Origin of the sequence: Marinobacter sp. M3C, from assembly GCF_023311895.1 — a bacterium.
In the GTDB taxonomy this organism is placed as follows: domain Bacteria; phylum Pseudomonadota; class Gammaproteobacteria; order Pseudomonadales; family Oleiphilaceae; genus Marinobacter.
Window position 1 is genome coordinate 245,120 of record NZ_CP092284.1, and the last position, 24,098, is coordinate 269,217.

23 protein-coding genes and 1 pseudogene are annotated in these 24,098 nt (G+C 52.7%); 8 read left to right on the forward strand and 16 right to left on the reverse strand.

Annotation, left to right across the window (positions count from 1 at the left end; translation table 11 throughout):
• Positions 1–414 precede the first annotated feature (414 nt).
• Positions 415–645, reverse strand: coding sequence for a hypothetical protein (locus tag MIH18_RS01075; RefSeq protein WP_249008885.1), 231 nt, complete (start codon positions 643–645; stop codon positions 415–417).
• A gap of 261 nt (positions 646–906) precedes the next feature.
• On the opposite strand from MIH18_RS01075, the gene MIH18_RS01080 reads away from it, so the two are divergent.
• Complete coding sequence (locus MIH18_RS01080; RefSeq protein WP_249008884.1) at positions 907–2,100, forward strand: CoA transferase; 1,194 nt, start codon at positions 907–909, stop codon at positions 2,098–2,100.
• Between the two features lie 24 nt (positions 2,101–2,124).
• Here the strand turns inward: MIH18_RS01080 and MIH18_RS01085 are convergent, their stop codons facing one another.
• Positions 2,125–2,787 (reverse strand): major royal jelly family protein, encoded by a 663-nt coding sequence (locus MIH18_RS01085; protein ID WP_249013659.1) that lies wholly within the window; start codon positions 2,785–2,787, stop codon positions 2,125–2,127.
• A gap of 119 nt (positions 2,788–2,906) precedes the next feature.
• On the reverse strand, positions 2,907–4,178 hold the full coding sequence (locus MIH18_RS01090) for an MFS transporter (RefSeq protein ID WP_249008882.1): 1,272 nt from the start codon (positions 4,176–4,178) through the stop codon (positions 2,907–2,909).
• Between the two features lie 364 nt (positions 4,179–4,542).
• On the opposite strand from MIH18_RS01090, the gene MIH18_RS01095 reads away from it, so the two are divergent.
• The gene (locus MIH18_RS01095; RefSeq protein ID WP_249008881.1) at positions 4,543–5,190 is read left to right on the forward strand and encodes an alternative oxidase; all 648 of its coding nucleotides are present in this window, start codon (positions 4,543–4,545) and stop codon (positions 5,188–5,190) included.
• Positions 5,191–5,281: 91 nt separating this feature from the next.
• Here MIH18_RS01095 and MIH18_RS01100 read toward each other — a convergent pair whose 3' ends face one another.
• Positions 5,282–5,614 carry a hypothetical protein gene (locus MIH18_RS01100; protein WP_249008880.1) on the reverse strand — a complete coding sequence of 111 codons (333 nt, stop codon included), beginning with the start codon at positions 5,612–5,614 and terminating at the stop codon, positions 5,282–5,284.
• Between the two features lie 377 nt (positions 5,615–5,991).
• Between MIH18_RS01100 and MIH18_RS01105 the strand changes: the two genes are divergently transcribed.
• Positions 5,992–6,477 (forward strand): DUF1456 family protein, encoded by a 486-nt coding sequence (locus tag MIH18_RS01105; protein ID WP_249008879.1) that lies wholly within the window; start codon positions 5,992–5,994, stop codon positions 6,475–6,477.
• Positions 6,478–6,516: 39 nt separating this feature from the next.
• Here MIH18_RS01105 and MIH18_RS01110 read toward each other — a convergent pair whose 3' ends face one another.
• On the reverse strand, positions 6,517–7,731 hold the full coding sequence (locus tag MIH18_RS01110; protein WP_249013660.1) for a transposase: 1,215 nt from the start codon (positions 7,729–7,731) through the stop codon (positions 6,517–6,519).
• Between the two features lie 20 nt (positions 7,732–7,751).
• On the opposite strand from MIH18_RS01110, the pseudogene MIH18_RS01115 reads away from it, so the two are divergent.
• A pseudogene (locus MIH18_RS01115) lies at positions 7,752–7,838 on the forward strand (IS200/IS605 family transposase); the annotation flags it as partial.
• Between the two features lie 135 nt (positions 7,839–7,973).
• Here MIH18_RS01115 and MIH18_RS23875 read toward each other — a convergent pair.
• Positions 7,974–8,108: a hypothetical protein gene (locus tag MIH18_RS23875; protein ID WP_267283853.1), complete on the reverse strand. Its 135-nt coding sequence runs from the start codon at positions 8,106–8,108 to the stop codon at positions 7,974–7,976.
• A 205-nt stretch (positions 8,109–8,313) separates the two neighbouring features.
• Here MIH18_RS23875 and MIH18_RS01120 point away from each other — a divergent pair, with 205 nt between their 5' ends.
• Positions 8,314–9,105 carry an enoyl-CoA hydratase gene (locus tag MIH18_RS01120; RefSeq protein ID WP_249013661.1) on the forward strand — a complete coding sequence of 264 codons (792 nt, stop codon included), beginning with the start codon at positions 8,314–8,316 and terminating at the stop codon, positions 9,103–9,105.
• Here the strand turns inward: MIH18_RS01120 and MIH18_RS01125 are convergent.
• Genes MIH18_RS01125 through MIH18_RS01135 form a run of 3 tightly spaced genes read right to left on the reverse strand, consistent with a single transcriptional unit; the run spans position 9,102 to position 11,312 of the window.
• Positions 9,102–9,614 (reverse strand): DUF192 domain-containing protein, encoded by a 513-nt coding sequence (locus tag MIH18_RS01125; protein ID WP_249013662.1) that lies wholly within the window; start codon positions 9,612–9,614, stop codon positions 9,102–9,104. The two genes, MIH18_RS01120 and MIH18_RS01125, sit on opposite strands and share 4 nt — an antisense overlap.
• A complete protein-coding gene (locus MIH18_RS01130) occupies positions 9,611–10,372 on the reverse strand; it encodes an ABC transporter permease (RefSeq protein ID WP_249008876.1) in 762 nt (253 codons plus the stop codon). Before MIH18_RS01130 ends, MIH18_RS01125 begins: the two co-directional genes overlap by 4 nt.
• Positions 10,373–10,391: 19 nt before the next feature.
• Positions 10,392–11,312, reverse strand: a complete 921-nt coding sequence (locus MIH18_RS01135; protein ID WP_249013663.1) for an ABC transporter ATP-binding protein — start codon at positions 11,310–11,312, stop codon at positions 10,392–10,394.
• A gap of 167 nt (positions 11,313–11,479) precedes the next feature.
• Here MIH18_RS01135 and MIH18_RS01140 point away from each other — a divergent pair, with 167 nt between their 5' ends.
• Positions 11,480–11,950: a hypothetical protein gene (locus tag MIH18_RS01140; RefSeq protein ID WP_249013664.1), complete on the forward strand. Its 471-nt coding sequence runs from the start codon at positions 11,480–11,482 to the stop codon at positions 11,948–11,950.
• Here the strand turns inward: MIH18_RS01140 and selD are convergent.
• The 5 genes from selD to recQ all read right to left on the reverse strand — a co-directional run bounded on the left by selD (position 11,938) and on the right by recQ (position 19,033).
• The gene (gene selD, locus MIH18_RS01145) at positions 11,938–14,217 is read right to left on the reverse strand and encodes a selenide, water dikinase SelD (protein ID WP_249013665.1); all 2,280 of its coding nucleotides are present in this window, start codon (positions 14,215–14,217) and stop codon (positions 11,938–11,940) included. The two genes, MIH18_RS01140 and selD, sit on opposite strands and share 13 nt — an antisense overlap.
• Positions 14,217–14,957 carry a hypothetical protein gene (locus MIH18_RS01150; protein WP_249013666.1) on the reverse strand — a complete coding sequence of 247 codons (741 nt, stop codon included), beginning with the start codon at positions 14,955–14,957 and terminating at the stop codon, positions 14,217–14,219. The genes selD and MIH18_RS01150 overlap by 1 nt, the downstream gene beginning before the upstream one ends.
• Before the next feature lie 82 nt (positions 14,958–15,039).
• Positions 15,040–15,438: a hypothetical protein gene (locus MIH18_RS01155; protein WP_249013667.1), complete on the reverse strand. Its 399-nt coding sequence runs from the start codon at positions 15,436–15,438 to the stop codon at positions 15,040–15,042.
• A gap of 91 nt (positions 15,439–15,529) precedes the next feature.
• Complete coding sequence (locus tag MIH18_RS01160) at positions 15,530–17,056, reverse strand: GNAT family N-acetyltransferase (protein ID WP_249008870.1); 1,527 nt, start codon at positions 17,054–17,056, stop codon at positions 15,530–15,532.
• Between the two features lie 117 nt (positions 17,057–17,173).
• Positions 17,174–19,033 carry a DNA helicase RecQ gene (gene recQ / locus MIH18_RS01165; RefSeq protein WP_249014583.1) on the reverse strand — a complete coding sequence of 620 codons (1,860 nt, stop codon included), beginning with the start codon at positions 19,031–19,033 and terminating at the stop codon, positions 17,174–17,176.
• A gap of 322 nt (positions 19,034–19,355) precedes the next feature.
• Between recQ and MIH18_RS01170 the strand changes: the two genes are divergently transcribed.
• Positions 19,356–20,549, forward strand: coding sequence for a 1-acyl-sn-glycerol-3-phosphate acyltransferase (locus MIH18_RS01170; RefSeq protein ID WP_249008869.1), 1,194 nt, complete (start codon positions 19,356–19,358; stop codon positions 20,547–20,549).
• Between the two features lie 57 nt (positions 20,550–20,606).
• Here MIH18_RS01170 and MIH18_RS01175 read toward each other — a convergent pair whose 3' ends face one another.
• Positions 20,607–22,019: a TrkH family potassium uptake protein gene (locus MIH18_RS01175; RefSeq protein ID WP_249008868.1), complete on the reverse strand. Its 1,413-nt coding sequence runs from the start codon at positions 22,017–22,019 to the stop codon at positions 20,607–20,609.
• A 261-nt stretch (positions 22,020–22,280) separates the two neighbouring features.
• Between MIH18_RS01175 and MIH18_RS01180 the strand changes: the two genes are divergently transcribed.
• Positions 22,281–22,889 carry a RimK/LysX family protein gene (locus MIH18_RS01180; protein WP_249008867.1) on the forward strand — a complete coding sequence of 203 codons (609 nt, stop codon included), beginning with the start codon at positions 22,281–22,283 and terminating at the stop codon, positions 22,887–22,889.
• A 54-nt stretch (positions 22,890–22,943) separates the two neighbouring features.
• Here MIH18_RS01180 and MIH18_RS01185 read toward each other — a convergent pair whose 3' ends face one another.
• Positions 22,944–23,870 (reverse strand): DNA replication terminus site-binding protein, encoded by a 927-nt coding sequence (locus MIH18_RS01185; protein ID WP_249013668.1) that lies wholly within the window; start codon positions 23,868–23,870, stop codon positions 22,944–22,946.
• Between the last annotated feature and the right edge of the window lie 228 nt (positions 23,871–24,098).

Sequence of the window (24,098 nt, forward strand, 5' to 3'; positions counted from 1 at the left end):
AAGTCGGGAAACAAGCCCACTCCGAATCCGTTTAGAACCGCGTCTTTGCGAATTTCGGTGTGGTTGGCGATATAGCGACCAGAGGTCGTGACGCTCGCTGCCTCGCACCCTTTAGGAGCACTTGGGAACCAAAAGCCTTGGGTACGCCGATTTTCAGCCGCCCTTGAGGCTCACCACAAATCTGATCCGCTACGTCCAGCACATCACGTGCAGAGTCTAGAGTTACCCTGCATTGCGCGAAAACTCGCTCACCTGCAGAGTTAAGACGAAGGTTTCGAGTGGTCCGCTCCAGCAGCTTGACCGAAATCCAGTCCGGCGTTGTCGCCGCAGGCGCTCTGGTAGCGCGTGCGGCGACTGAGCCCGACTTCCTGATGCGACTCCCGACTTCCGCGGAGTATCAGGCCTCAACAACCCTCAGGTCAGCGTTATGTTTATAACAGCAAGGAGAACGAGCGCCAATGCCGCTGGCCATGGGCTTCGCAACACAACGCCAAACATCGTCAGCGGGATCAGAACGGTTAGTGCCGCCAGTATGTGGGGCAATTCCGCCACGGCGCTTACTGACATACTGACTACGTGGATAAGCCCTAAAGCTCCAAGCAGCAGTCCAAACCAGACATTCCAATTACGACGTTGTGACGACAATTTCCTTTTCCCTTCTAGTGTCTCGGTGGTTATCGCTAAACATTAACGGTCAAAATGCACTTGTAAAAAAGCGTTTTATCTTTTTCAATATACGTTCGCGAATGGGTTAAAGGAAAACCGGCATCAGGCGACCTTCGCCAGTGTGCAGTCTGTATCAGCAGACTGGGACTGGCGGAATCTGCCTCGTGCTGCGGGTATAAAATTGAGCCGATGACAGAAGCACCTAAATGATAAAGGCACCTAAATGACAGGAGCACCTACATGACGGGCCCACTCAACGGCATCCGAATTATTGACCTGACCGCCATGGTGTCTGGCCCTCTGGCTACTATGATGCTGGCAGACCAGGGCGCTGAGGTGATCAAGGTCGAAAATCCTTCCGGCGGCGATTTCACCCGCTCTGCCGCCAATCGGCAGGGCAATGTGTCAGCGTCTTTTCTCAATAACAACCGCAATAAGAAATCGGTCGCGCTCAATCTGAAAGAGCCGGCGGGTCGCGAAGCGCTGTTAAAGCTGGTGGCCACCGCCGATGTGTTTGTGCAGAATTTCCGCCCCGGTGTGATCGACAGGATGGGCCTGGGCGAGGACGAATTGCGCAAGGTGGCTCCGAACCTGATTATGGTGTCCATCAGTGGGTTTGGTGACACCGGTCCCTTTGCCCAGCGGCCGGTTTACGATCCGCTGATCCAGGCCCTGTCTGGTTTGGCCACGGTGCAGGCCGGCACTGACGAACGTCGTCCGCAACTGGTCAGAACCATTCTGCCTGACAAACTCACTGGCGTTGTTGCTGCCCAGGCCATCACCGCGGCCCTGTTTGCCCGCGAGCGCACCGGTGAGGGTCAACATGTCCGGCTGTCCATGCTGGACGCCATCATCGCGTTTCTGTGGAGTTCTGACATGGGCAGCCAAACATTTGTGCAAGGCGAATTGCCACAGCAGGCCGCTGCCAGCTTTCAGGATTTGATCTACGAGACCACCACTGGCTATATCACCATTGCGGTGCAGAATGACCGCGAGTGGCAGGCACTGATCCGTGCGGTGAATCGGCCGGAATGGGCCGAGGACCCGAGTTTCCTGACGGCAGAGCTACGGCAGAAAAACATCGACGCCCGGCTCGATCTGATCCAGTCCGTAATCAGGACAGACTCTGCCGAGCATTGGCTGGCGCGACTGGAAGAAGAGTCGGTGCCTTGCGCGCCGGTACTGACCCGCACGCAGGTGCTCGACCATCCACAGGTTCAGGCCAATGACTTACTGGTGGAGTATGACCACCCGCAGGCGGGTCACATTCGCCAGACCCGCGCTCCGGCCCGATTCTCAGCCACGCCAATGCAACCCTGGCAAGGCGCACCGGCCCTGGGTCAGGACACAGTGGCTTCGCTGGCAGGCTGTGGCTATTCCAGTGACGACATACAAACGATGGTCGATTCAGGCGTGGCAGGCCTGCCAGAGTAAGAGCCGCCACGATGGATTTCAGTATTACTCTTCAACCCCTCCAACCCAGACCTTGTAAATAAAGTAGGGCGGCTTGCCTTGATCTTTACCACCTGTGAACGGTGGCGCTTTGTGCAGCTGATTGACCGCAACGTAGAGCCAGCCCTGCGGGCCCATGCGAACACTGTCAGGCCAGCTGAGACGCTCGTCTCGCACCAGGGGTTCCAGATTACCTCCGGGTGGCAGTACATCAATGCCGTTGTGATTGAGGTTAGTGAAGAAGTGTCGGCCTGTGGCGTCCGTATCGGCACCGTCGGACACGGGTTTGGGCCCAACCCGGACAATCGCATCCGCAATTTTCTGTTCACTGGCGTGCTCGCGCAACAGTTTGGCAGGCACGCTGAACCAGTCCAGACCATTCATGGCGCCAAAGTAGACGATGCTGCGGTCATCCGACAGGGTGATGGGATTGGACCCGACGTTCGCGGGTGCGCCGCCAAACTGTATGGCCTCGCCATTGATCACCATGCGCGCATCAGCCTGTGGTTGAAGCGATGCGTGACCTTGGAAGCGCCAGGTCTCGCCACTTGCCAGGTTGACCGTCAGCAGGCCGGGATTGGCGATATCCGCCAAATAGGCAAAGCCCCGGTCGCGGTCAACCACCAAGTCCTGAATAAAACTGCCTTTCGGCGCCACATCTGCTGGCACCCACCTTTAATAGCAATCTACGGTATTGTCAGCGGCTTATTAGTGGTAAAAACTGCAGGAATAGTCATAAAACCAGTGTTATTAGAATCCTGATGACTCTAGCAAAGTGCTGTGTTCTGCTAAGGGTTCTCGGCCTCATCCGCGACGGCTGCCAGAGGCTCGCCATCTTCGTCCAGGAGCTGGTTATTGTACGCCGCCTGAAGGCCGGTTTGGTCTTCAATCTCCTCCTCGGGCTCATGGTCGATGTAGCGCGGGTAAAGTGGCGACAACATTGCTACCAGGATGCCGATCGCGGAGAAAGTAGCAAATGCATTGGCGTAGCCGAATTCGCTCACTAGCATGCCGACAACGGGCGAGCCGGTTGCCTGCCCGAGCGAGACAGCCATGAATGGTAGTACCGGCCCCATTGACAATCGGCCCGGCAACAGGCGGATGCCGGTCATCAGATAGAGCCCTGTCAGGCTCATATAGGCCAAACCGAAGACCAACGCGGAGAATGCCGCGAGCACCAGCTGATCAGGGCTGGCAGCAAGTAGTGCCAAACTCGCGGACAACATCACCAGCATCAGTGAATGTGTGATGGGTGGGTTGTTGCGATCGGCCAGGTCGGCCACCACGGCACCTCCGATGCCGGCGATACCAACCGCTAGCCACAGCCACCCGGTTGCAGAGGGTGGTAGGCCGCCGAGGGTGATCATTAAATCGGGTGCGAAGATCCAGTACGCAGAGGAAACGAAGCCCATCACGAATGCAAACAGCGAAAGCCTGAACAGACGCGACCACTGCAGGGCGCTGATCGGAGTTGGTGGCGCAGAATTCGCGGGAATGACCCGAGACACGGAAGGGATAAAGTACCACGCGGCAACGGCGCCAATCCCCGCCAGAATGGCGAAGGACAGGTACGCGGAGCGCCAAGCGCTAGACAGGAACAGAACCACCGGTACGGCAACGGCCACGCCAATGCTGGTGCCCGCATTCATGACTGAACTGACACGGCCGTGCACCGCGCGGCTCACCATAGCCTGCATGGCGGCCGTGAGCGCCGGCATCATAAGGCCCGTGCAGATGCCGCACGCGAACACGCCCACTCCGAGCGACAGAGCACCAGACGCCTGGCTGATAAGCGCCAGACCGACGACGCCAATACCACACGACAGGACGGCTGTGTTGCGGGCACCGAGACGATCAGCGGAGAGCGGTGCCACCAACGTCGCCAGAAGGAAACTGATAAGCGGCAGCGCGCCGATGATACCGATTACTTCAGGCGTAAGACCCAGCTCGGCCCGGATAGGGGGTACAAATAGACCAAAGGCGAAGCGCGCTAGCCCGTAACTGATCGCGATCAGCGCTGCACCAAAGAGCGCAAACCCTGTGTTCGAGAGAGACTTCATGCCACCTCCGCCAGTAAGGCATTGAGGATTCCCGGAAACAGAAGCGTGGAAACCGGAAGTCGGGTTAGATTTTTAGATGTAATTTGGGCTTTAGTTGTACCAGAGATAGTGTTTAAAAATAAACCTGTCTCAGTTTTTCCTTTCACAAAACCGGGAAAGATCTATTTCGTTTGGTGTCATGCTGATTTCTCAGAAAGTGGGCGAGCACCAGCGTCTAGAAAGTAAATGGTTACATTCGAGTAGTATGTAAGGGACAGTGATCTAACTGCTTGGTGAACCACGTAATTATAGGTGCCGCGTACGTCCCCCACATCGGCAGTATTTTTTCTGGGGTCTTGGTACGCTTAATTTGGAGATCGTCGACATGAACGAAGCATTGGGGTCTTTTTCAACGGCACACAACAGTGATCCGCTGAGCAAACATCATACCCCTTCGGGCTTTTCTGACCGCGTGGCCTTTCGCTTAACCAGGCTTCTACGTTTTTTTGCGGATCTTTTTTTTGCCAAGCGTTATGGACACCGTGCGGTGGTGTTGGAAACCGTAGCAGCCGTACCGGGGATGGTCGGCGGGATGGTCGGGCACATGCGCTCGCTTCGTCGGATGGAAGACAATCGGGAATGGATCCACACGTTGCTGGAGGAGGCTGAAAACGAACGCATGCACCTGATGACGTTTGTACAAATTGCTCAGCCCAGCTTTTTGGAACGGGTGCTGATTTTGCTTGCGCAGGGGGTTTTCTTTACCAGCTTTTTGTTTCTCTATGTTATTTCTGGCCGCACCGCACATCGGCTAGTGGGTTATTTCGAAGAAGAGGCGGTATATAGCTATGGTGAATACCTGGCCGAGGTAGACAGTGGTCGTTTGGAAAACGTGGCCGCGCCGCAGATTGCAATTGACTATTGGAAATTGCCCGCCGATGCGACTTTGCGCGATGTCATTATAGTGGTCAGGCTTGATGAAGCGGGTCATCGGGATGTTAACCACCGCTTTGCCGATAGTTTTGATCATTGATCACGTGTTTTGGTCTTCAGGCCAGGCTCTTAATTAAATATTTGGCGTGAATGTGCAGTGCCAGTGCCGCCGCCTCTTACGTTATGGAATCTTAGGGGCGCGGCGACTTCTGTGGAGGAACCTTAGGCGTGCTGGCATTTTTTTTACGCCCAAGCCCGAAAAAAACAGTCTTCGATTTTTGTCCTAAAGAACCAAAACTCTTTTTCGAGGCTTGAATTCCAGCCGCTATGCCCGATAGAGCAGATTGCCGTTGACGATTCAGGCCTTCCATTCCTGCCTTCGCACCTTCAGATACAGTGGTAGAGAAAGAGTTTACGGTCAGGAAAATTGTGCTGACACGTTCTATGGCCATCTCCTCGCGCTCGTCAATGGCTCCGTCGGCTTCTGCTACACCGGTAAGAAACGAGATGATCTCGTTAGACATGGATTTGTAGTTGAAGCGACCAGCGACGACTGTGCAACGGCAACGCCCGTTGTTGCGCCGGTAGCTGCATCTACACTGTCGATGAGGTGCTTCTTGAGCTTTAGCGACGTGTAAGCGTCCTCGCCGATGTCAAGTTTCAGCTTGAATCGAAGGGGGTCCTGAATCACCTTTTCGACGCTTTGCATCACGTCTTCTGTCTGAGAATCGATCATCGAATTTGGTCTGCCGCTACAGGAAGGTTGAGAGTAATGAACATTCGAAGATCACTAGGAAAGGTGACAATCGGTTCGGGTTAGAAGTTGCAGTTATGGTAAAATATTGTGTTCTAAAAGACGGTTTTAACTGAGCTGGATTCACCAAAGACTAGGAATTACATTTTGACCAATAATGATGTTTTACGCCGTGTACGTTATATCTTTGATTTAAACGATAGTACGATGATTGAAATCTTTGCTTTGGCCGATTTTACCGTAACCGAAGAGCAAGTTTCTGCCTGGTTGAAAAAAGACGAGGACGATACTTTTCTCAAGCTAAATGACACAGCTCTAGCCGTTTTTCTTAATGGCTTCATTATCTATAAGCGTGGCAAACGCGATGGTGAGCAACCAGAGCCAGAAAAACAGCTCAATAATAATATTGTATTCCAGAAGCTGCGAATTGCTTTAAATTTAAAGACTGACGATATTCTAGCTATTTTTCAGTTGGTAGAGCTTCAATTAAGTAACCATGAATTAAGTGCGCTTTTCCGCAAACCAGGTAATAAGAATTACCGGGAGTGCAAAGACCAGATTCTTCGAAACTTTTTGCTGGGCTTGCAGCGCCAGGTACGGCCAAACCATAGTGATTCAGCTTCGGAACTTTGACATCCTCCCCGCCCTGAAGGGCGGGGATTCCTACTGCGCTCAGGCGTGGCATTGAGCCATCCTTGAGTCGCTTCGGTGGGTTCCTGTTGCTGACGGCATTACCGCACCGTTCACTTCACAGGTTAACCGGGCATGACCTGCCCTTAAAATATTGATGGCGGCGTTGAGGTCTGCATTTTCAGCATACCCACATTCGACACATTCGAATTGCGATTGAGTCTTGCGATTCTCTGCGGAAATATGACCGCAGGCCGGACACGTCCGGCTGGTGTTACGAGGGTTGACGGCAAACACTTCACCGCCCAGCCACGCCTGTTTGTATTCCAACTGGCGGCGGAACTCGCCCCAGCCCTGATCGAGAATCGACTTATTAAGGCCGGATTTGGCGTTTACGTTTCGTCCTGGTGCCTCAAGTGTGCCGCTTGCTGACTTGCTCATATTCGTGACTTTCAGATCTTCGATGACGACCATCGCGTGGTTTTTGCTGATGATGTTCGAGGTCTTGTGGAGAAAGTCATTGCGGGTATGAGCAACCCGTTGATGCAACTTGGTGATACGGGCCTTCGCCTTTTTCCAATTGCTGCTGAATTTGACCTTGCGGCTCATGCGCCGCTGATACTTTGCCATCTTCGCAGCGCTGGTACGCAGCGCATTGACCGGCTCGAACATCGTGCCGTCAGAGAGCGTCGCGAATAGCGTGATACCCGCATCGAGGCCGACTATCGACGTTGATGGATGTAGTGGCTGCCCAACTTCGCGCTCGGTCTGAATGCTGGCGTACCACTTGCCAGCCACACAGGAAACGGTGATGTTCTTTGCCAGTCCGATGATGCCACGGCTCTTGCGGTAGCGAATCCAGCCTAGCTTTGGGAGTCGAATACGTCGATTGGCTTCGTCAATCTCGAAACCTTGCGGAAAGCGAAAGCTGTCTGACGACCTACCTTTTTTCTTGAATTGTGGAAAATCGGCACGCTTCTCAAAGAAGTTCTTGTACGCAGCGGCCAGGTCTTTTGTGACTTGTTGTAGTGTTTGTGAGGGAGAGTCGCACAAGTACGAGAATTCCTGCTTCCATGCTGGCAGCCAATTATTCATGCCAAAGCTATTGGTGAATTTTTCACCGGCAGTCTGTAGCTCTTGCTGACGATTCAAAGCCAAATTCCAAATCTTGCGAGCATTACCAGCGTACTGACGCATGGCGCGGATTTGCTCACCGTTTGGCTCAATCTGAAATTTGAATGCTTGAAGGCGTTTCATAGCTCAACCATAGTTAGTCTATGGAAAAAAACAATGATATTAGGCACGGGCGGCATTGCGTTTTTAGGATGCACGTTCACTTGGTATTTGTGACGAAATATCGTCGCGGCGCAGCAGCAAACGCCGGAATGAGAATGTTGCTAACGAGAGGGACACCTGCGGTGTCCGCGCTATTCATCCCCGGCCTGAAAGCCGAGGTTTTCCGCGCATTCCGATAAAATATTCACAAGCACCGTTCCGGGTTACTGCTCCGGCAAGGGCTCAATCCGGTTGATGTCTCCCGTGGGCGGCTGTGGATTGTCTTCCAGTATCACCAGCACACCCCCGATGATGATCGCCAGCCCGACTACGGCTTTCAGAATATTGGATTTATTCATGGGTATATCCCCGTCAGGTTTTCAGTCGCTGTGTATTTTTGATGATTCAGAGTAGGTTGTCGGTCAAGCAAGAGAATCTCAAGCTCTGGCGCATGAATTTTCCGTCATGCTGCGAATGTCGCGTCGACATGATTGTCAGGCTATTCAATACTTGAAGGCGCAACCTAACGTTCTGAATAAAAATTGTAAATAAGAGGATAGCATCATGACGTCTGAATCGGATTCCCTGCTGTTAGTCGATAATACGGACGGCGTAACCACGCTGACGCTGAACAATCCGACCGGTCGTAACAGTTTGTCGATGACGATGCTGCAGGCGCTGCATGACCAATTGATGATATTGACCGATGACGCCGCAACGCGGGTTGTAGTTTTGGCAGCGAGTGGCAAGGTGTTTTGTGCCGGTCACGATTTGAAGGAGGTGCAGGGTCAGCTCGGCAGCACGCCGTTTATGCTGTCGCTGTTTGAGTTGTGCAGCAAGGTGATGCAGCAGATTGTGAATTTGCCGAAACCGGTGATCGCCCGGGTTGATGGCGTAGCCACAGCGGCGGGCTGCCAGCTGGTGGCCAGTTGCGATCTGGCGGTTGCCGGTGAAACGGCGCGTTTCGCGACGCCCGGGGTAAATATTGGTTTGTTCTGTTCCACGCCAATGGTGGCGCTGTCTCGTAACGTATCACCAAAACACGCGATGGAAATGTTGCTCACCGGCGAGATGATCAATGCGGCGCGAGCCGAGCAAATCGGGCTGGTGAATCGGGTGGTTGCCGATAGCGAGCTGAAGAATGCGGTTGCCCAGCTGGCGGCTACGATCGCCAGTAAATCTGGCCACACTCTGAAAATTGGCAAACAGGCGTTTTACACTCAGCTGGAAATGCCCCTGCACGAGGCTTATGCCTACACCTCAGAGGTGATGGCGAAGAACCTGGAAGCTGAGGATGCGGAAGAGGGCATTTGCGCGTTTCTGGCGAAGCGGCCGGCTAAGTGGCTGGATCGCTAAGATCCATTGGCGCAAAGCGCCGGATTTGTCTGTAAGCGATCGCCCAGAGTTAACTGATAACGGCTAAAAAAACCGGCGTTCATCTCGATAGCCTGGACATATTCGGCGCCCGCGGGGTAAGTCGGGCAATTGAACGCCGCCACAGATTCGCAAGGCTCCATCCGATTAATGGCCACAATGACGCCCTGCTCGTTTACGTAGGCGATGTCTAACGCTATCAGTGTGTTGCGCATCCAGAAGCTGTTTTCGGCAGACTGTAGGCTGTCGTAGTCAAACAGCATGCCGCTGCGCTCTTTCAATTTTCCCCGCCCCATCAGGCCGATGCGCCGCTGTTCTGCCGTTTCAGCCCACTCCAGGCTAACGGTAACGCTCTGTTCTTCACTGACAAAGCACGCTGCTCGCGCCGGTAACACCTGAGACTCAATAGCACTGGCGCTCGTGGTGCACGCCGCCATCAGCAGCGATGCACTCAGGGCGATCACTCTTGGTTTGAGCGCTACCAGGTTCATGGGCGCAGTTTGTATCCGGTTTTGAAAATCCAGCTGATGGTCACCAAACAGGCGGTCAGAAAGCCCAGCGTCATCAGTAGGCTAACGCCAATATGCACGTCTGACACGCCGAAAAACGCCCAGCGAAATCCACTGATCAGATACACCACGGGATTGAACAGGCTGACGGTTTGCCAAATGTCGGGCAGCATGTCGATGGAATAAAAGGTGCCGCCCAGAAATGTCAGGGGAGTCACAATCATCATTGGAACAACTTGTAACTTTTCGAAATTGTCAGCCCAGATACCGATAATAAAGCCAAACAGGCTGAAAGTGACGGAAGTCAGAACCAAAAAAGACACCATCCAGAAGGGGTGCAAAATGCTGTAGTCGACAAAAAATTTCGATGTAATCAGAATAATTAAGCCCAGTATCACCGATTTTGTGGCCGCAGCACCTACGTAACCTAATATTACCTCTATATAGGATATGGGCGCCGAAAGCACCTCGTAAACGGTACCTGAAAATTTTGGCATGTAGATGCCGAAAGATGCGTTGGAAATGCTGTGCATCAACAGTGACAGCATTACCAAACCCGGGACGATGAATGCGCCGTAAGGCACATCGCCAATATCGCCCATGCGAGAGCCTATGGCCGAGCCGAAGACCACGAAATACAAGCACGTGGAAATTACCGGCGAGAGTATGCTTTGCATAAGGGTCCGCTTCATGCGGGCCATTTCAAATTTGTAAATGGCGCTTACGCCGTAAAAATTCATGCCGTTCTCCATAGGGTGTTCACTGGTGCACCAGCCCAACAAATATGTCTTCAAGAGAGCTTTCCCGGGTTTTCAGGTCGCGGTATTCAATGCCCAGATCGCCTAGCGTTCGCAGTAAGTGGGAAATGCCAGTCTGCTCGTGCTGGGTGTTAAAGGTGTAAATCAGTTCATGGCCAGACTCTGACAGCTCCAGGGCTTCCGCCGCCAGTTCGGGGGGTAAGGACTCGAGTTTGTTCTGCAGTTGCAGGCGCAGTTCTTTTTTCCCCAACTTGCTCATCAGCCGGTTTTTATCTTCCACCAATATGATTTCACCTTGGCGGATAACCCCAATACGATCCGCCATTTCTTCGGCTTCTTCGATGTAGTGGGTGGTCAGAATGATGGTGACGCCACTTTCCCGTAGCTGCCGAACCAGCGCCCACATGTCCCGACGCAGTTCTACGTCTACACCGGCGGTGGGTTCGTCCAGAAACAGGATACGTGGCTCATGGGAGAGGGCTTTGGCAATCATCACTCGGCGTTTCATGCCGCCAGACAACGTCATTATGTGGTTGTTGCGCTTGTCCCACAGCGACAGTGCCTTCAGTATTTTTTCAATGTGAGCCGGATTTGCCGGTTTACCGAACAACCCACGGCTGAAAGAGACAGCGGCCCAAACGGTTTCAAACGAATCGGTGGCGAGCTCTTGCGGCACTAGGCCTATGGCCTGCCGCGCTTTACGATAGTCGCGAATGATATCGTTACCCCCCGCCAGAACTTGACCCGACGACATGTTCACCAGCCCGCAGATAATACTGATCAGCGTGGTTTTGCCTGCGCCGTTGGGGCCTAACAGCGCAAAAATTTCGCCGCGGCTGATGTCCAGATTGATGTCCTTCAGGGCCTGAAAGCCGCCTTCGTAGGATTTGTTGAGATTTTTTACGGAAATTTCCGGTTGCACGACATAATCCTATTTTAAAATAAGTAAATACTGGCCTGTTTTCAAATGAGTAAGCATTGACTGAACAGTAGCAAGCGATCATTTTGTCATGACTTTGATCGCCTTAGAAACCTTTGAATGGGCGGGAACAATGTCCATAATGCCATTTTCTGCAACAAGGCGTGCCAATGATACGTGGGATAAGGGCTTCGGGTTTGAAAATAGGGTTGATTGTAGGGGTTATTGCCGTCGCCGTTCTGGCGTTGCGCTGGCTCGATGGCTCAAACAGTGAAAAGACCGGGCAACAAACCAGCACTTGTAACCTTCAGCAGAGCGACTGTGACTGGCAACAACAGGGCCAAAGCTGGCGGGTAAGCCTGTCTGACATCACCACGAATAACGACACCGAGAACAATTATCGCTTGGATATTGTAGCCCCTGGCGCGCCTCAGCCGCTATTAGTGGTGTTACGCGGCGAGTCTATGTACATGGGCGAATACCCGGTGCCACTGGTGCGCGAAGGCAATGACTATTACGCAGAATTTTCCGCGCCTTTTTGCACCACCGGCGACGCTATGATCTGGCGCGTAGACTTGCAAAAGGGCATGACGCCGCTGGGCGATCAACCGCCGTTCAGACTGGTGTTTCAGGCCGATTGATCCACCAAGGTTATGTTGGCATTGGCAAGGGTTTCTTTAACAACGCCGACCACCGCGGCGTGAGAATAGCCACACTGGCGTAATGCCAACAAACAGTCTTCAACATTGCTCGCAGGCACGCTTGCTAGCAAGCCTCCTGCGGTTTGCGGGTCAAACAGCAGCGGATAAACCGGATGATTTTGCCACTGGCCGACCTGCTCAATACGGCTGGCTGCGCCGCTGTTGGCCATGTGTAGCGAGCTTAGAATGCCCTGGCTGCTGGTTTCTAATGCGCCGTCCAGTAGCGGTATGGCAGCAAGATTAAGCTCTGCAGCGCAACTCGAGGGGCGCAGCATTTCTGCCAGGTGCCCAAGCAGACCAAAGCCGGTAACGTCGGTGCACGCTGTGGCGCCGTGTTGCTGAAAACACTCGGCAGCGCTGGCGCTGGACTGCACCATGCAGCGCAGGGCTGCGTCAATCCAACGGCCTTTGGCAATAAGCTTCGCATGTGCGGCCAGCAGAGTACCGGTGCCTATGGGCTTGGTGAGAATAATGGCGTCACCGGGTTGCATTCCGCCCTTGCTCATCAGCACATCGGGATCGATCAGGCCGTTCACCGCAAACCCCAGAGCCAGTTCCTGGCCTTCGCCGGTATGCCCACCCACCAAAGCGCAATCGGCGTTATTCAGCACGGATACAGCCCCCGCCATCATCTGGTAGATTTGCTCTTCCACTTTGCTTTCGATGCCGTAGGGCACGGTGGCGATAGCCGTTGCGCTTTGCGGTATTGCACCCATGGCAAAAATATCCCCCAGGCTGTGATTGGCGGCAATCTGACCAAACAGGTAGGGATCGTCAATAAAGGCACGGAAGAAGTCCACCGTTTGTACAATGGCTTTGCCCGGAGGAATGCGCAATACGGCTGCATCGTCCGGAGCGTGAAGGCCGACAATGACATCATCGCGGTTCACCGGCTGAAGCTTTGACAGCGCGCGGGACAATACCGTGCTTCCGACCTTAGCGCCGCAACCTCCGCAGCGCATGGTGGCCAAAGACAGCGCTTGGGCGGCATCGTCGGCGGAGCGTGCAGCGCCTGTATCCGGTTTAACCTGATTATCAGGCATGGCCGGCAGCTCTTTGAATTTCTTCATAAAGCGACGGTCGATCTGGTCTTTCCAGCGCCACACCAACGCGCCGGATACGCTCAGTTTACCGCGCGAGGCCACCGCGTAGCGGTCACCGGTAGAAATTAACGCCAGCCATTTTTTCTGAGGGTGATAGTTCAACGGCGTTTTGCCAAGGGCCATTCGGCGCAGATTATCGGCCAGCGGTTTGCCTTGGCGTACCGCAAATACCCCGGCTTTTTCGCGCGGGTGGTGAATCATGTTGGCAATATCACCAACCGCAAAAATGCGATCGTCGTTTTCAACCTGAAGCGTATCGCGAACTCGAATAAACAAGCCGTTGTCCAGCGCCAGTCCGGTTTGGGTCAACCATTTCGGACCGCCGGCGCGGGTTACCCAGAGCACTTCGTCCGCCATTAAGGGCGATTTTTCGCCTTCAATGTGTAAGGTTCGGGCGGTTACCTCGGTTACTGCCGCACCCAAGTGAACATTCACACCCCGCTCAGCCAGGGTGCGTTCAAACACGGCACGTACTTTAGGGCTGTGGGTGGGCAATATCGTGTCAGCGGCATCCAGTATGTGCACATGGAGTTCTACCGCCTGGCTGGCAATGTTGCGTAGTTCATTCTGCAAGCGGTATTGCATGGCCATAGCCATCTCAACGCCGCCAGCGCCTGCACCTACCACCGCCAGTGTGAACGGGCCCTGGTGTTGTTTTATGCGGTCAAGCAAGTCAAGCCAGTGCCGATTAAAGCGGTTAATAGGTTTCACGGGTACGGCGTGTTCGGCGGCACCTTTTACATCGGCAGTACGTGGTGAAGAGCCAATGTTGATAGAGAGCAAATCGTAGCTGACGGGCGGGCGATCACGGCAGATAACATGCTGGGTAGCGGTATCGATGCCGATGGCTTCGTCCCGGTAAAAGCGCGCTCCAGAAAATTCAGCCAGTCGGCTTAAATCGATATGGACGTCGTCATGGCTGTAGTGGCCGGCAATGTAACCGGGCAGCATGCCAGAGTAGGGCGTGTCGGTGTCGCGGCAAATCAGCGTTAAACGCACACCAGCTACGGGGTTCATGGCGAACTGCCGCAGAACCCCGACGTGGCTGTGCCCGCCGCCAATCAGGACAATGTCCTGTAATACAGGCTGGTCAGGCTTTTGCATTAAACGATTTTCTTGGCTTCAGCCGCCAGCTGGTCAAAGCCCTTGATGCTGGCAAACGCTTTCAGCTTTTCCTGGTCTTCGGCGCTGGGGTAGGCAATCTGGCCGATCGTGGTCAACCCGGCTTCGTTCATTTTTTTCTGGGTAGCGGGGCCAATGCCTTTGACTCGGGTCAGGTCGGAGGGATCTGCCAGTTGAGTTGATTTTGCCTTGGTCTTTGCTGGAGCTTGAGCGGGTGCCTTTGCCGGTGCTTCAGCAGATGTAGGCGCAGTTGTAGAAGTAGGTGCTGGCGCAGGTGCGGCTTTGGCCTTGGCTTTTTTGGGCGCTTTAGATTTCGGTGCTTTTGATTTTGATGGCGCGGATTCCGGGGGTGCTACAGACTCAGACTTTGCCTTTTTTTTCTTGGATACTGCAGGAGTCGGCAACATCGGTTTCTTTTTGCTTGGCTTACCTTCGTCGGCGTGTCCTATGCCCAATCGTTCCAGCAGGCTGTTTTGCATTTCTTGAAACTCTTGAAGCCGACGCTCGAATTCGTCGTTGAAGCGCTTCATTTCGCGATCGCGCAGCTCGTCTATGTCTTTACGCAGCTTGTGCACAGGTTGTTTTATCTGGTTTTGCAGATTGTCGAACTGCTTCAGAGCATCATTAAACAGACTTTCAATGTGTGACGTTGTTTTAGCGAACTTCTTGTTTACTTTTTTTACTATCTTTTCGACGTTTTTTGGCTTTTCTTTCTTGGCCATGATGGTGTCCTCAGGCGGGTTGGGGCAATACATTTGCTGTGAATGGCACAACTGAATAGCTGAAAATCACTACAGAGTTGGTTCAGGCCGTCTTATGTAACGCTGCGCCGGGGCCTGATGAGCGGCGGGATTGAATGGACTGCTTTCTGTTTAACACACTGCGAATACGACTTAAGCGATCATTCAAATGGGGATTTTTTTGTGGGTCTGGATCCACAAACTCAACGGAGTAAAAAAAATTGCTACAGTGTTTTCGACGCTGGATAATTACGCCGCTTATGCCTTGGGCGCAGATTTCGTCTACCGGCATGGTCATCACCAGGTCCAGAATAATGGCGTCGCCCGGTTCGAACACTTTGTCACTTTTCAATACGCAGCCGTAAGTGTCCAACTCAAACACTGGAACATTAACACGTTCTTTACGAAACAGTCCGCGCCGAAAACGGAAGCGGGCGCGTAAATCGGGCAATGCCTCATTCATCAGTAAAGATTCCTGCCGTCATGTCAGCTTTTAACGAACCTTGTTGCTTACTCCCTAAAGTACAAGGTTCGACCGGTTTTTCAACCCACTGTTAGAAAGGACGTGTTTTTAGCTGATAGAGATCAACCCGGCGATCTTTCAGGTTGGTCACCGAACCTTCATTACGCACCAACGTTAATTTTGCCAGATCCAAATCAGAGAACATGATCATTTCAGTGTTTGGTGTAGTTTCTGCCATTACCGCATCGTGGGGGAAGGCAAAATCCGAGGGTGAGAACACCGAAGACTGCGCGTACTGCACGTCCAGGTTTTCTACCTTCGGTAAGTTACCAACACTGCCGGTGATCACCACGTAGCACTCGTTTTCGATCGCGCGTGCCTGGGCGCAGTGGCGTACCCGTAGATAGCTGTTTTTGGTATCAGTCCAGAAGGGTACGCAAATGATGTCTACTTCTTGCTCAGCTGCCATGCGCCCCAGTTCCGGGAACTCAATGTCATAGCAGATCAGAATAGCAACGCGGCCGGCGTCTGTTTCGAACACCTTGAACTCGTTGCCGCCTTCAATCACCCAGTCACGGCGTTCGTGCGGCGTTATGTGAATTTTTCGTTGTTCATCAACACGGCCATCGCGGTGGCACAAGTACGAGACGTTGTAGACCCGGTCGTTTTCAAGCAGCGGCATGGAGCCGGTGATGATATTGATGTTGTAACTGACCGCCATGTCAGACATTTCGTTACGAAACTGCTCGGTAAAGCCAGCCAGGAAACGTACTGCACGAGTTTGGTCAACCTGATCCGTCAGGCCCATCAAAGGCGCATTGAAAAACTCAGGGAATAGAGCGAAGTCGCTTTTGTAATCCGACAAGGCATCCACAAAATACTCAACCTGCGTCAACACTTCCTCAACCGATGCGAATTCACGCATTTGCCACTGCACCGCACCCATACGAACTTGGGTTTTGCGTGTGTTGAGCACAGAAGAGGGGGGAACGTACAAAATGTTCCGCCATTCCAGCAGGGTGGCATAGCCCAGGGATTTTTCATCTTCCGGCAAATACTTGTGCAATAACCGGGTAACTTGAAAGTCATTGGAAAGCTGAAAGCTCAGAATCGGATCATAAATATCTTTACGGCTTACCCGCTCGATGTATTCGGCCGGTGTGCAGTGGTCTTTGTATTTATGATAAAAAGGAATGCGCCCGCCCGCTAGAATGGCCCGTAAGTTCATAGAGCGGCACAGTTCTTTGCGAGCCTCATAAAGCCGTCGGCCGAGGCGATAACCGCGGTATTCCGGGTGAATGAACACATCCAACCCGTACAAAGAATCGCCTTTTGCATCGTGCCGAAGCTTCTCATCACGCATGATAAGATCGTCATAGGTGTGCGGATTGCTGAACCGTTCGTACTGCACGGCAACTGTCAGCGCCACGGCTACCAATTCGCCGCTTTCTTCAATGCAGATCTGGCCGTCTGGAAACTGGTCTACCAGGGCTTTGATGGTGTCGCGGGGCCAGGCACCTCCAATGTCATGGTACACCCGGTCCATTAGTATTTGCAGTTGGTCGTAATCATTCAACGTCAAGTTGCGAAGGTTCAAGTGCAGTTCTTCATGGGCCATAAACAGCGGCTCCCGCAGGCGTTAAGTCAATTGGTGGCGCGGTAAAAACACGCGCCCTCAGAGAGTAAAAGACGATAGAGTTTAACAGAAGCTGAAAACCCGGGCATGACGTTCCGTTTAGCTGCGCAAGCTGTTCAGCGTTTGTAAAAACAGATCTCCGTATTTTTCCAGCTTTGCAGCGCCCACACCGCTAACGTCGGCAAGCTCCTCCAGAGTGGCTGGCCGGCGCTCCAGCATGTCGAACAGCGTGGTGTCGTGAAAAATAACGTAGGGCGGCACGCCCTGCTTATCGGCCAACTGTTTACGGCATGCGCGCAGCGCTTCCCAACCGTCGTGATCGGTAATCTGCTCCCGCACCGATGCAGCGGATCTGGAGCTGCCTTTCGCTGAGCTTTTTGGCGGCTCCGGATCTTTGCGTAATTGAACGCTGGCTTCGCCTTTCAACAGGGGGCGGCACTGTTCGGTCAGTTGCAAAGCACCGTAACCGTCTGGATCTGCTCTCAGATAGCCGTTTGCCACCAGTTGGCGAAACACCGATTTCCACTCGTTGGCGGTTAAGTCTTTGCCGATTCCGTAAGTGGATACCTGCTGGTGACCCATTTGAACGAGGCGATCGTTTTCAGATCCGCGCAGCACATCAATCAGGTAGGTCACACCAAAACGCTGACCGGTGCGGAATACGCAAGACAGAGCTTTTTGTACGGCAACTGTGCCATCCCAGGTCTCCGGCGGTGTCAGGCAGGTATCGCAATTGCCGCAGGGTTGGTCCAGTTCGTCGCCGAAGTAGTTCAGCAGTACCTTGCGCCTGCAACCGGTAACCTCACAAAGGCCCAGCATGGCGTCAAGCTTTTGTCGCTCAACCCGTTTGAAGTGATCGTTACCCTGCGATGTTTCCAGCATTTGCCGCAGTTTGATAACATCCTGCAAACCGTAAACCATCCATGCGGTAGAAGGTTTGCCGTCGCGGCCAGCACGGCCTGTTTCCTGATAATAAGCCTCAAGGCTTTTGGGCAAATCCAGGTGGGCAACAAAGCGCACATCGGGTTTGTCTATGCCCATACCAAACGCGATGGTAGCCACAATAATAACGCTGTCTTCACGCAGGAAACGATCCTGGTTTGATGCTCGCTCATCCGTGGCCAAGCCAGCGTGATAGGGAAGAGCGTTGTAACCTTTGCCTTGCAACAGCTTTGCGGTGGCGTCTACTTTTTTGCGCGAAAGGCAGTAAACGATGCCGCAATCGCCTTCATGTTCCGTCTTGATAAAGTCCAGTAACTGTTTGTTAGCATTTATTTTTGGCGTAATTCTGTACTGAATATTAGGGCGATCAAAACCGCTGATAAAATGCCGAGCTTGGGTTAACGACAGGCGCTCGGCAATCTCTTTGCGGGTGCGCTCATCGGCGGTGGCAGTCAAAGCGATACGTGGTATGTTCGGAAAAGTTTGCGCCAACATGCTCAGCTGCAAGTAATCCGAACGAAAGTCGTGACCCCATTGGGAAACACAATGAGCCTCGTCGATTGCAAACAGAGCGATGGAGGTATTGTGTAACAGTTCTATAGTGCGGGGCTGAATCAGCCGTTCCGGGGCGCAATACAGCAAATCCAGCTCACCTGACATCAGAGCGTATTCAGTCGCTCTGGCTTGCTCGAAGTCCATGGTGGAATTCAAAAAAGCGGCTCTAACTCCCAGTTCTTTCAGGGCAGTTACTTGGTCTTGCATCAGAGCTATCAACGGCGACACCACGATGCCGGTGCCCGGGCGTACCAGGGCCGGAACCTGATAACACAGGGATTTACCGCCGCCGGTGGGCATAAGCACCAGTGCGTCGCCACCGGCGCACAGTTCTTTTACTATGTCCTCCTGTAACGGGCGGAAGCTGTCATAGCCAAACACTTCATGCAACACCTGTTCGGGAGTCTGCACGGCTGTGGGCCGTTCGCTTGAGAGCTGATCGAAGTCCTGATGGGAGTACATAATGAGCCGGTTTACCCGCAAGCAGCCTGAATGAAGCAGCGCCGACAGAGCGGCACTGTGTATTTCTGCGGCAGAATCATAGCAGATTTCAGGGTGGGTGTTTTGCCCAGTGGGATTATCAATATAAGCCTGAGCGCTGTTGTTATACGTCAGCGTCGTCATTTAAGAGCAAAGGAGCAGCGGAAATTCGTGCAGCTTCATTAACGTTTAAGGAAAATTGGCTTTTAAAACGATACAATAGCGTTAAAAATTTATTGCCTCTGCAAAAGCGTGATTCTTACCGAGGCTCGCGGCTCTCGACTAACACAAGGTTTTACTATTAATGCAGAAATTTGATGCCATCCGTCCTTACTCGGACGAGGAGACTTCCGCCGTAATACAACGATTAGTACATGATCGGGAATTTCTGAACTTGATTGGCCGCATCAAATCGCCTGGGGCTGCACGCTGGGCGCCGGCGATGCTGCGGGGGATTGTGAGTTATTGGTTGCGCCGCCGTTTTGGTGGTTTCACCCGTATAGACGATTTGCAAGCATCGTTGTCGGGCTACGTTGGTGAACTGGTTGGAAATACCACCACTCGGGTTACCGAGAGCGGGTTACAGAATTTGAAGCAGGAATCTACCCACCTGTTCATCTGCAATCATCGCGACATTGTTTTTGACCCAATGATTGTAAATTTTTTGTTGTATAACCAAGGGCTAAAAACCACTCGCATCGCCATTGGTGACAATTTGCTCGAAAATCGCGTCTTTGCTGAAATGATGCGATTAAACAAGAGCTTTGTAGTGCGGCGCAGCATGACCAGCCCACGGGAAATACGTGACGCCTACCTTATGCTGTCCGATTTTATCAATCACAGCATCGAGACCCACAACGGGGTGTGGATTGCGCAACGTGAAGGGCGGGCCAAAGACGGTATAGACCGCACAGATCCCGCTATTGTGAAGATGTTCCACATGAGCCCGAAAAAATCCGGACTGGATTTCCAAACGGCGATAAACCGGCTGAGTATTGTGCCAGTATCGATTGCTTATGAATTTGACCCCTGTGATCTGGATAAAGCCAATGAGCTGGAAACCCGGGCCCGCACCGGTGCTTACCTGAAAGCAGAAGGCGAAGATACCAGCCAGATTATGCGCGGACTAACCGGCTTTAAAGGCCACGTGCACGTGCACTTCGGCGCACCCATCGAAGACGCAGAAGCCGACCCAAAAGCCTTGACGGCGCGAATTGACCGGGAAATTCACAGCCATTACCACTTGCACCCCTCCAATCTGGTGGCGTATCAGATGCGTGAAGTTGCTGCGGGCAGGGGGCCAGTAGAGGCCGGACTGTTTGCTTCGCTGGCTGCAGCCGCAAGTTGCACACGCCAGGCTTTGGAAGCGGCTGAGAAAGAGTTACAAAAACGCCTCAATGCGTGTGACGCAGCAGCGCGGCCTTACCTGCTGGACATGTACGCTAACCCGGTAACGAGTGCGTTGAATGCTCTGAATACAGCAGACGCCAGTGCTTGATAGAAGACTAAAACTTGATTAAGGGTGACTGACTTGCCGCGCTGAAATGCGGCAAGTCTAACTGCGCCAGAAAGCTGGTGACAGTACCACTACTACGCTTAATATTTCCAAACGCCCCATCAGCATGCCCACGCCCAACATCCATTTAGCGGCATCTGGCAGCGGCCCAAAATTTCCGGCAGGGCCAATGATGTCACCCAAGCCCGGGCCAACGTTGGTTAGAGCCGTCAATGCGCCGGACAAAGAAGTGATGAAATCCAGCTGCATAGCGGCCAGCGACACCGTCAAAACCAGCAGGCACAGTAAGAAGATGAAGGTATAGGCGATCATCGAGGAAATGATATCGTCGCTAACCGCGCGACCGTTGTAATTGCGGGTTAGCACCGCCCGTGGATGAAGCAGGCGCATCAAATTCTCACGGAGAACAATGACTGACAATTGGAAGCGGAATATCTTCATGCCGCCAGCGGTGGAGCCGGAACAGCCGCCTACAAACATCAAAAAGAAAAAAACCACGAAAGCCAGCGGTCCCCACGCAGTATAGTCTTCCGACGCGTAACCAGTGGTAGTAACAACAGAGGTAACGTTAAACAGCGTGGATATGTAATTGCTAACCGGATCGAAGGGAACAGCAGAAACCGCCCAGCGATACAGCGTTAAGAGCGCGGGCACAATCAGCAGGAGAGTCAAAAACAACCGCACCTGCTGGTCACGAAACAATACGCCGCGCTGACCGTGCAACTCCCGCACAAACAAAAAGAACGGAATACTGCCCAAAATCATGAAGAGTGTGGTTTCCAGCAGTATCACGTCGTTGAACTTGCCCATGGACAAATCCGAGGTAGAAAAACCGCCGGTCGAAATGCTGCTCAGGCCGTGGTTGAAGGCATCAAACAATGTCATGCCTGATACCCAATACGTCATCACAGCCAACACGGAGAAGCTCAGGTAAACCCCTAAAAGTCCGCGACTCAGGGTTTTCATCCGGGGCAGTGCTTTGTCGGTCCACTCGGACGACTCGGTAGCAAACAGGCGCATGCCGCCGACTCGTAGAAACGGCAATACAGCAACGAACATGCCGATAATGCCAATACCACCAATCCAGTGCAAAAGAGAGCGCCAGATCAGCAAATCGCGGTCCATGGAGTCCAGGCCGCTGAATACCGTTGCGCCTGTGGTGGTGATACCTGATGCGCTCTCAAAAAATGCGTTCGCCGCCGATATATTATTGTCACTAAGGTAAAATGGCAGAGCCGAAAAAATGGCAATGAAGAACCAACTCGACACTGTGAGCACGAACATGAAACGCGGTTTCAAGTCTCTGGACCGGCGATAGGTTGCGAGTATACCCAGCATCCCCAATACGCACACAATGCCCGCTGATTCCATAAACGCAGCGCTGTTAGGAGCGTCAGAACCCATTAGAATAAGTGGCGGTAAGATCATGAAAATACTCAAAAGTATAAACATGACGCTAATGATAAATACAACGGGTGTGAGGTTTCTCAAACGGTGCTCGAATCGAGGTTATACAAAGACGGCCAAGGATACTCCCGAGGTGCCAGCTGCGCAACTTGGCGGGCCGCGAGCGGGGCTGAACAAGGCCCTGATTACCGGTCAATTACATCGCCGTAAAAGCATGGCCAGGTGCTTTTATCATTCTTTATCGGAGGTTATCTTGGGCACCTTTTACTGCTTGTACACATTATTTCTCTTAAAACAGGACGCATTATGATTCACGCACGTTTCTTGCTCATCACGGCGATTGTCACTGCGCTTTCTTGGGCTCCTCTGGCCAGTGCCCAAGACAAACGCGATGACAGTGATAAACGCCCCGGCGAAACTCTTGGATTTGTGGAATGGGTGGTAATGCAAGACACCGGAGTGCGGCTAAAGGCGAGGCTGGATACGGGCGCCAAAACGTCATCGCTGCACGCAGTGAATGTTGAAGAATTCGACAAAGGCGATGACCGCTGGGTTAACTTTCAGTTGCCCTTGGGCGACCACGAAGACCAGCCCAGCGATGGGAAGATAAGCCATGACGACGTGGTGCTGGAATTTGAACTGCCGGTGGAGCGGGTAGTGCTAGTCAAGCGTAAGGGAGCACCATCGCAGCGGCGCTATGTGGTGAACATGGACTTCTGCGTGTCGGGCGAAGTGCATACAACCCAGTTTTCATTGGCCGACCGCGCAAGATTTTCCTACCCGGTACTGTTGGGCCGTCGTTTTATGAGCGACGACAACATTCTGGTGGACTCCGCCAACGGCTTTATTGCTGTTAAACAATGTGAGTTTCTCAGCCTGGAGAAAATTGCTGAAAACAATAAGACTCAATCGTAAACCTGCACCGCGATGGTTGCGGCTAAACGTAGCCATCACGCTTAACGGCATTAGTTAGGATTGTAGATAAATGGGCAACAAATCACTCACTCTCTCATAGTGCCCGCGGTCTTTGAGGCGCTGCCGACCGCTTCGCGTTTGCACATCGTAGTTTTTCAGAGCCCCGAGTTTAATCGGCCTGCTAGGATTCAGGATCAGAATAGGCGTATGGGCTTCGCGCATGTAGGTTTCTGCCGGTTCGCCATCAATCGCGTGATAGCGAAGATTTGCCAACGGGCGAACACGAAGTACGCGGCGTGACCGCAGTTGTGCGGATGCTGGCAATGAGCGAATGGACATGATTTCTCGATCAATCTTGATGTCCCAGGGAACGTCGTCAATCGTTGAGCGCGGGCGCTGCCGGAATGATTCCAGCCTTTCGCACACCTGATCCGCAGTCATCTTTTTAATCTCTGTTTTTATGCCCCAGGTAAAGGTGCAAGACTGCAGTGGGGGAGAGCAGGGTAACACCTGCAAACGTCGGGTCAGTTGGGCCAGAATCAGCCAAGGATAATGCCTGTGCAGCAGTTCGAAACGATCATCCCGGTTGCCAAGGCCTGGGATTAGAGACTCTATAGCGGCCTTGCTGCGATTGATTTCAGCGATTCGATCCAGAATCTGACTTTCGTCGACGTTGGCTAACACCAACGCACCGGGAACCCGGTTGACAACTTTGGTGCTGTATTGTGGATCGCCGTACCAATCAGTCAGGGCATGAAGAGCTGCATTAAAGGCTTCTGTTCCTAAAAGAGCAGTGGGCTTTATATCGGTAACAGGCTGGCTCTCGTTTTCACGAACAGTGCGCGGGATTTGATAGACGCGGCACTGAATCGGGGTAGCGTGTGCCAGCAAGAGTTTGGTGTCAGCACAGAAGTGTTCCAGACTTTCAACCGTCTGGACAATTTTTTGAATGGTTTCCAGTTGCAAAGGAGAATAAGCCATTTGAACTCCGTGTCTCGTTAAAACTATACCAACATGCAAAAATACTACGACATTATGGCGCGTCTGGAACAATTTTTCACACCTAAAATAAGGTGATATCCGAACGGTTCTACCTTAGTCAAACCGCTTTTAATGCGCAGGCGATATCTTGATCCGCCAGATTGCGCAAATTCCTTTCGATTAAACACGGTTTCGTGCTTAAAACAGGCTAGAATATTCGCCGGAAAT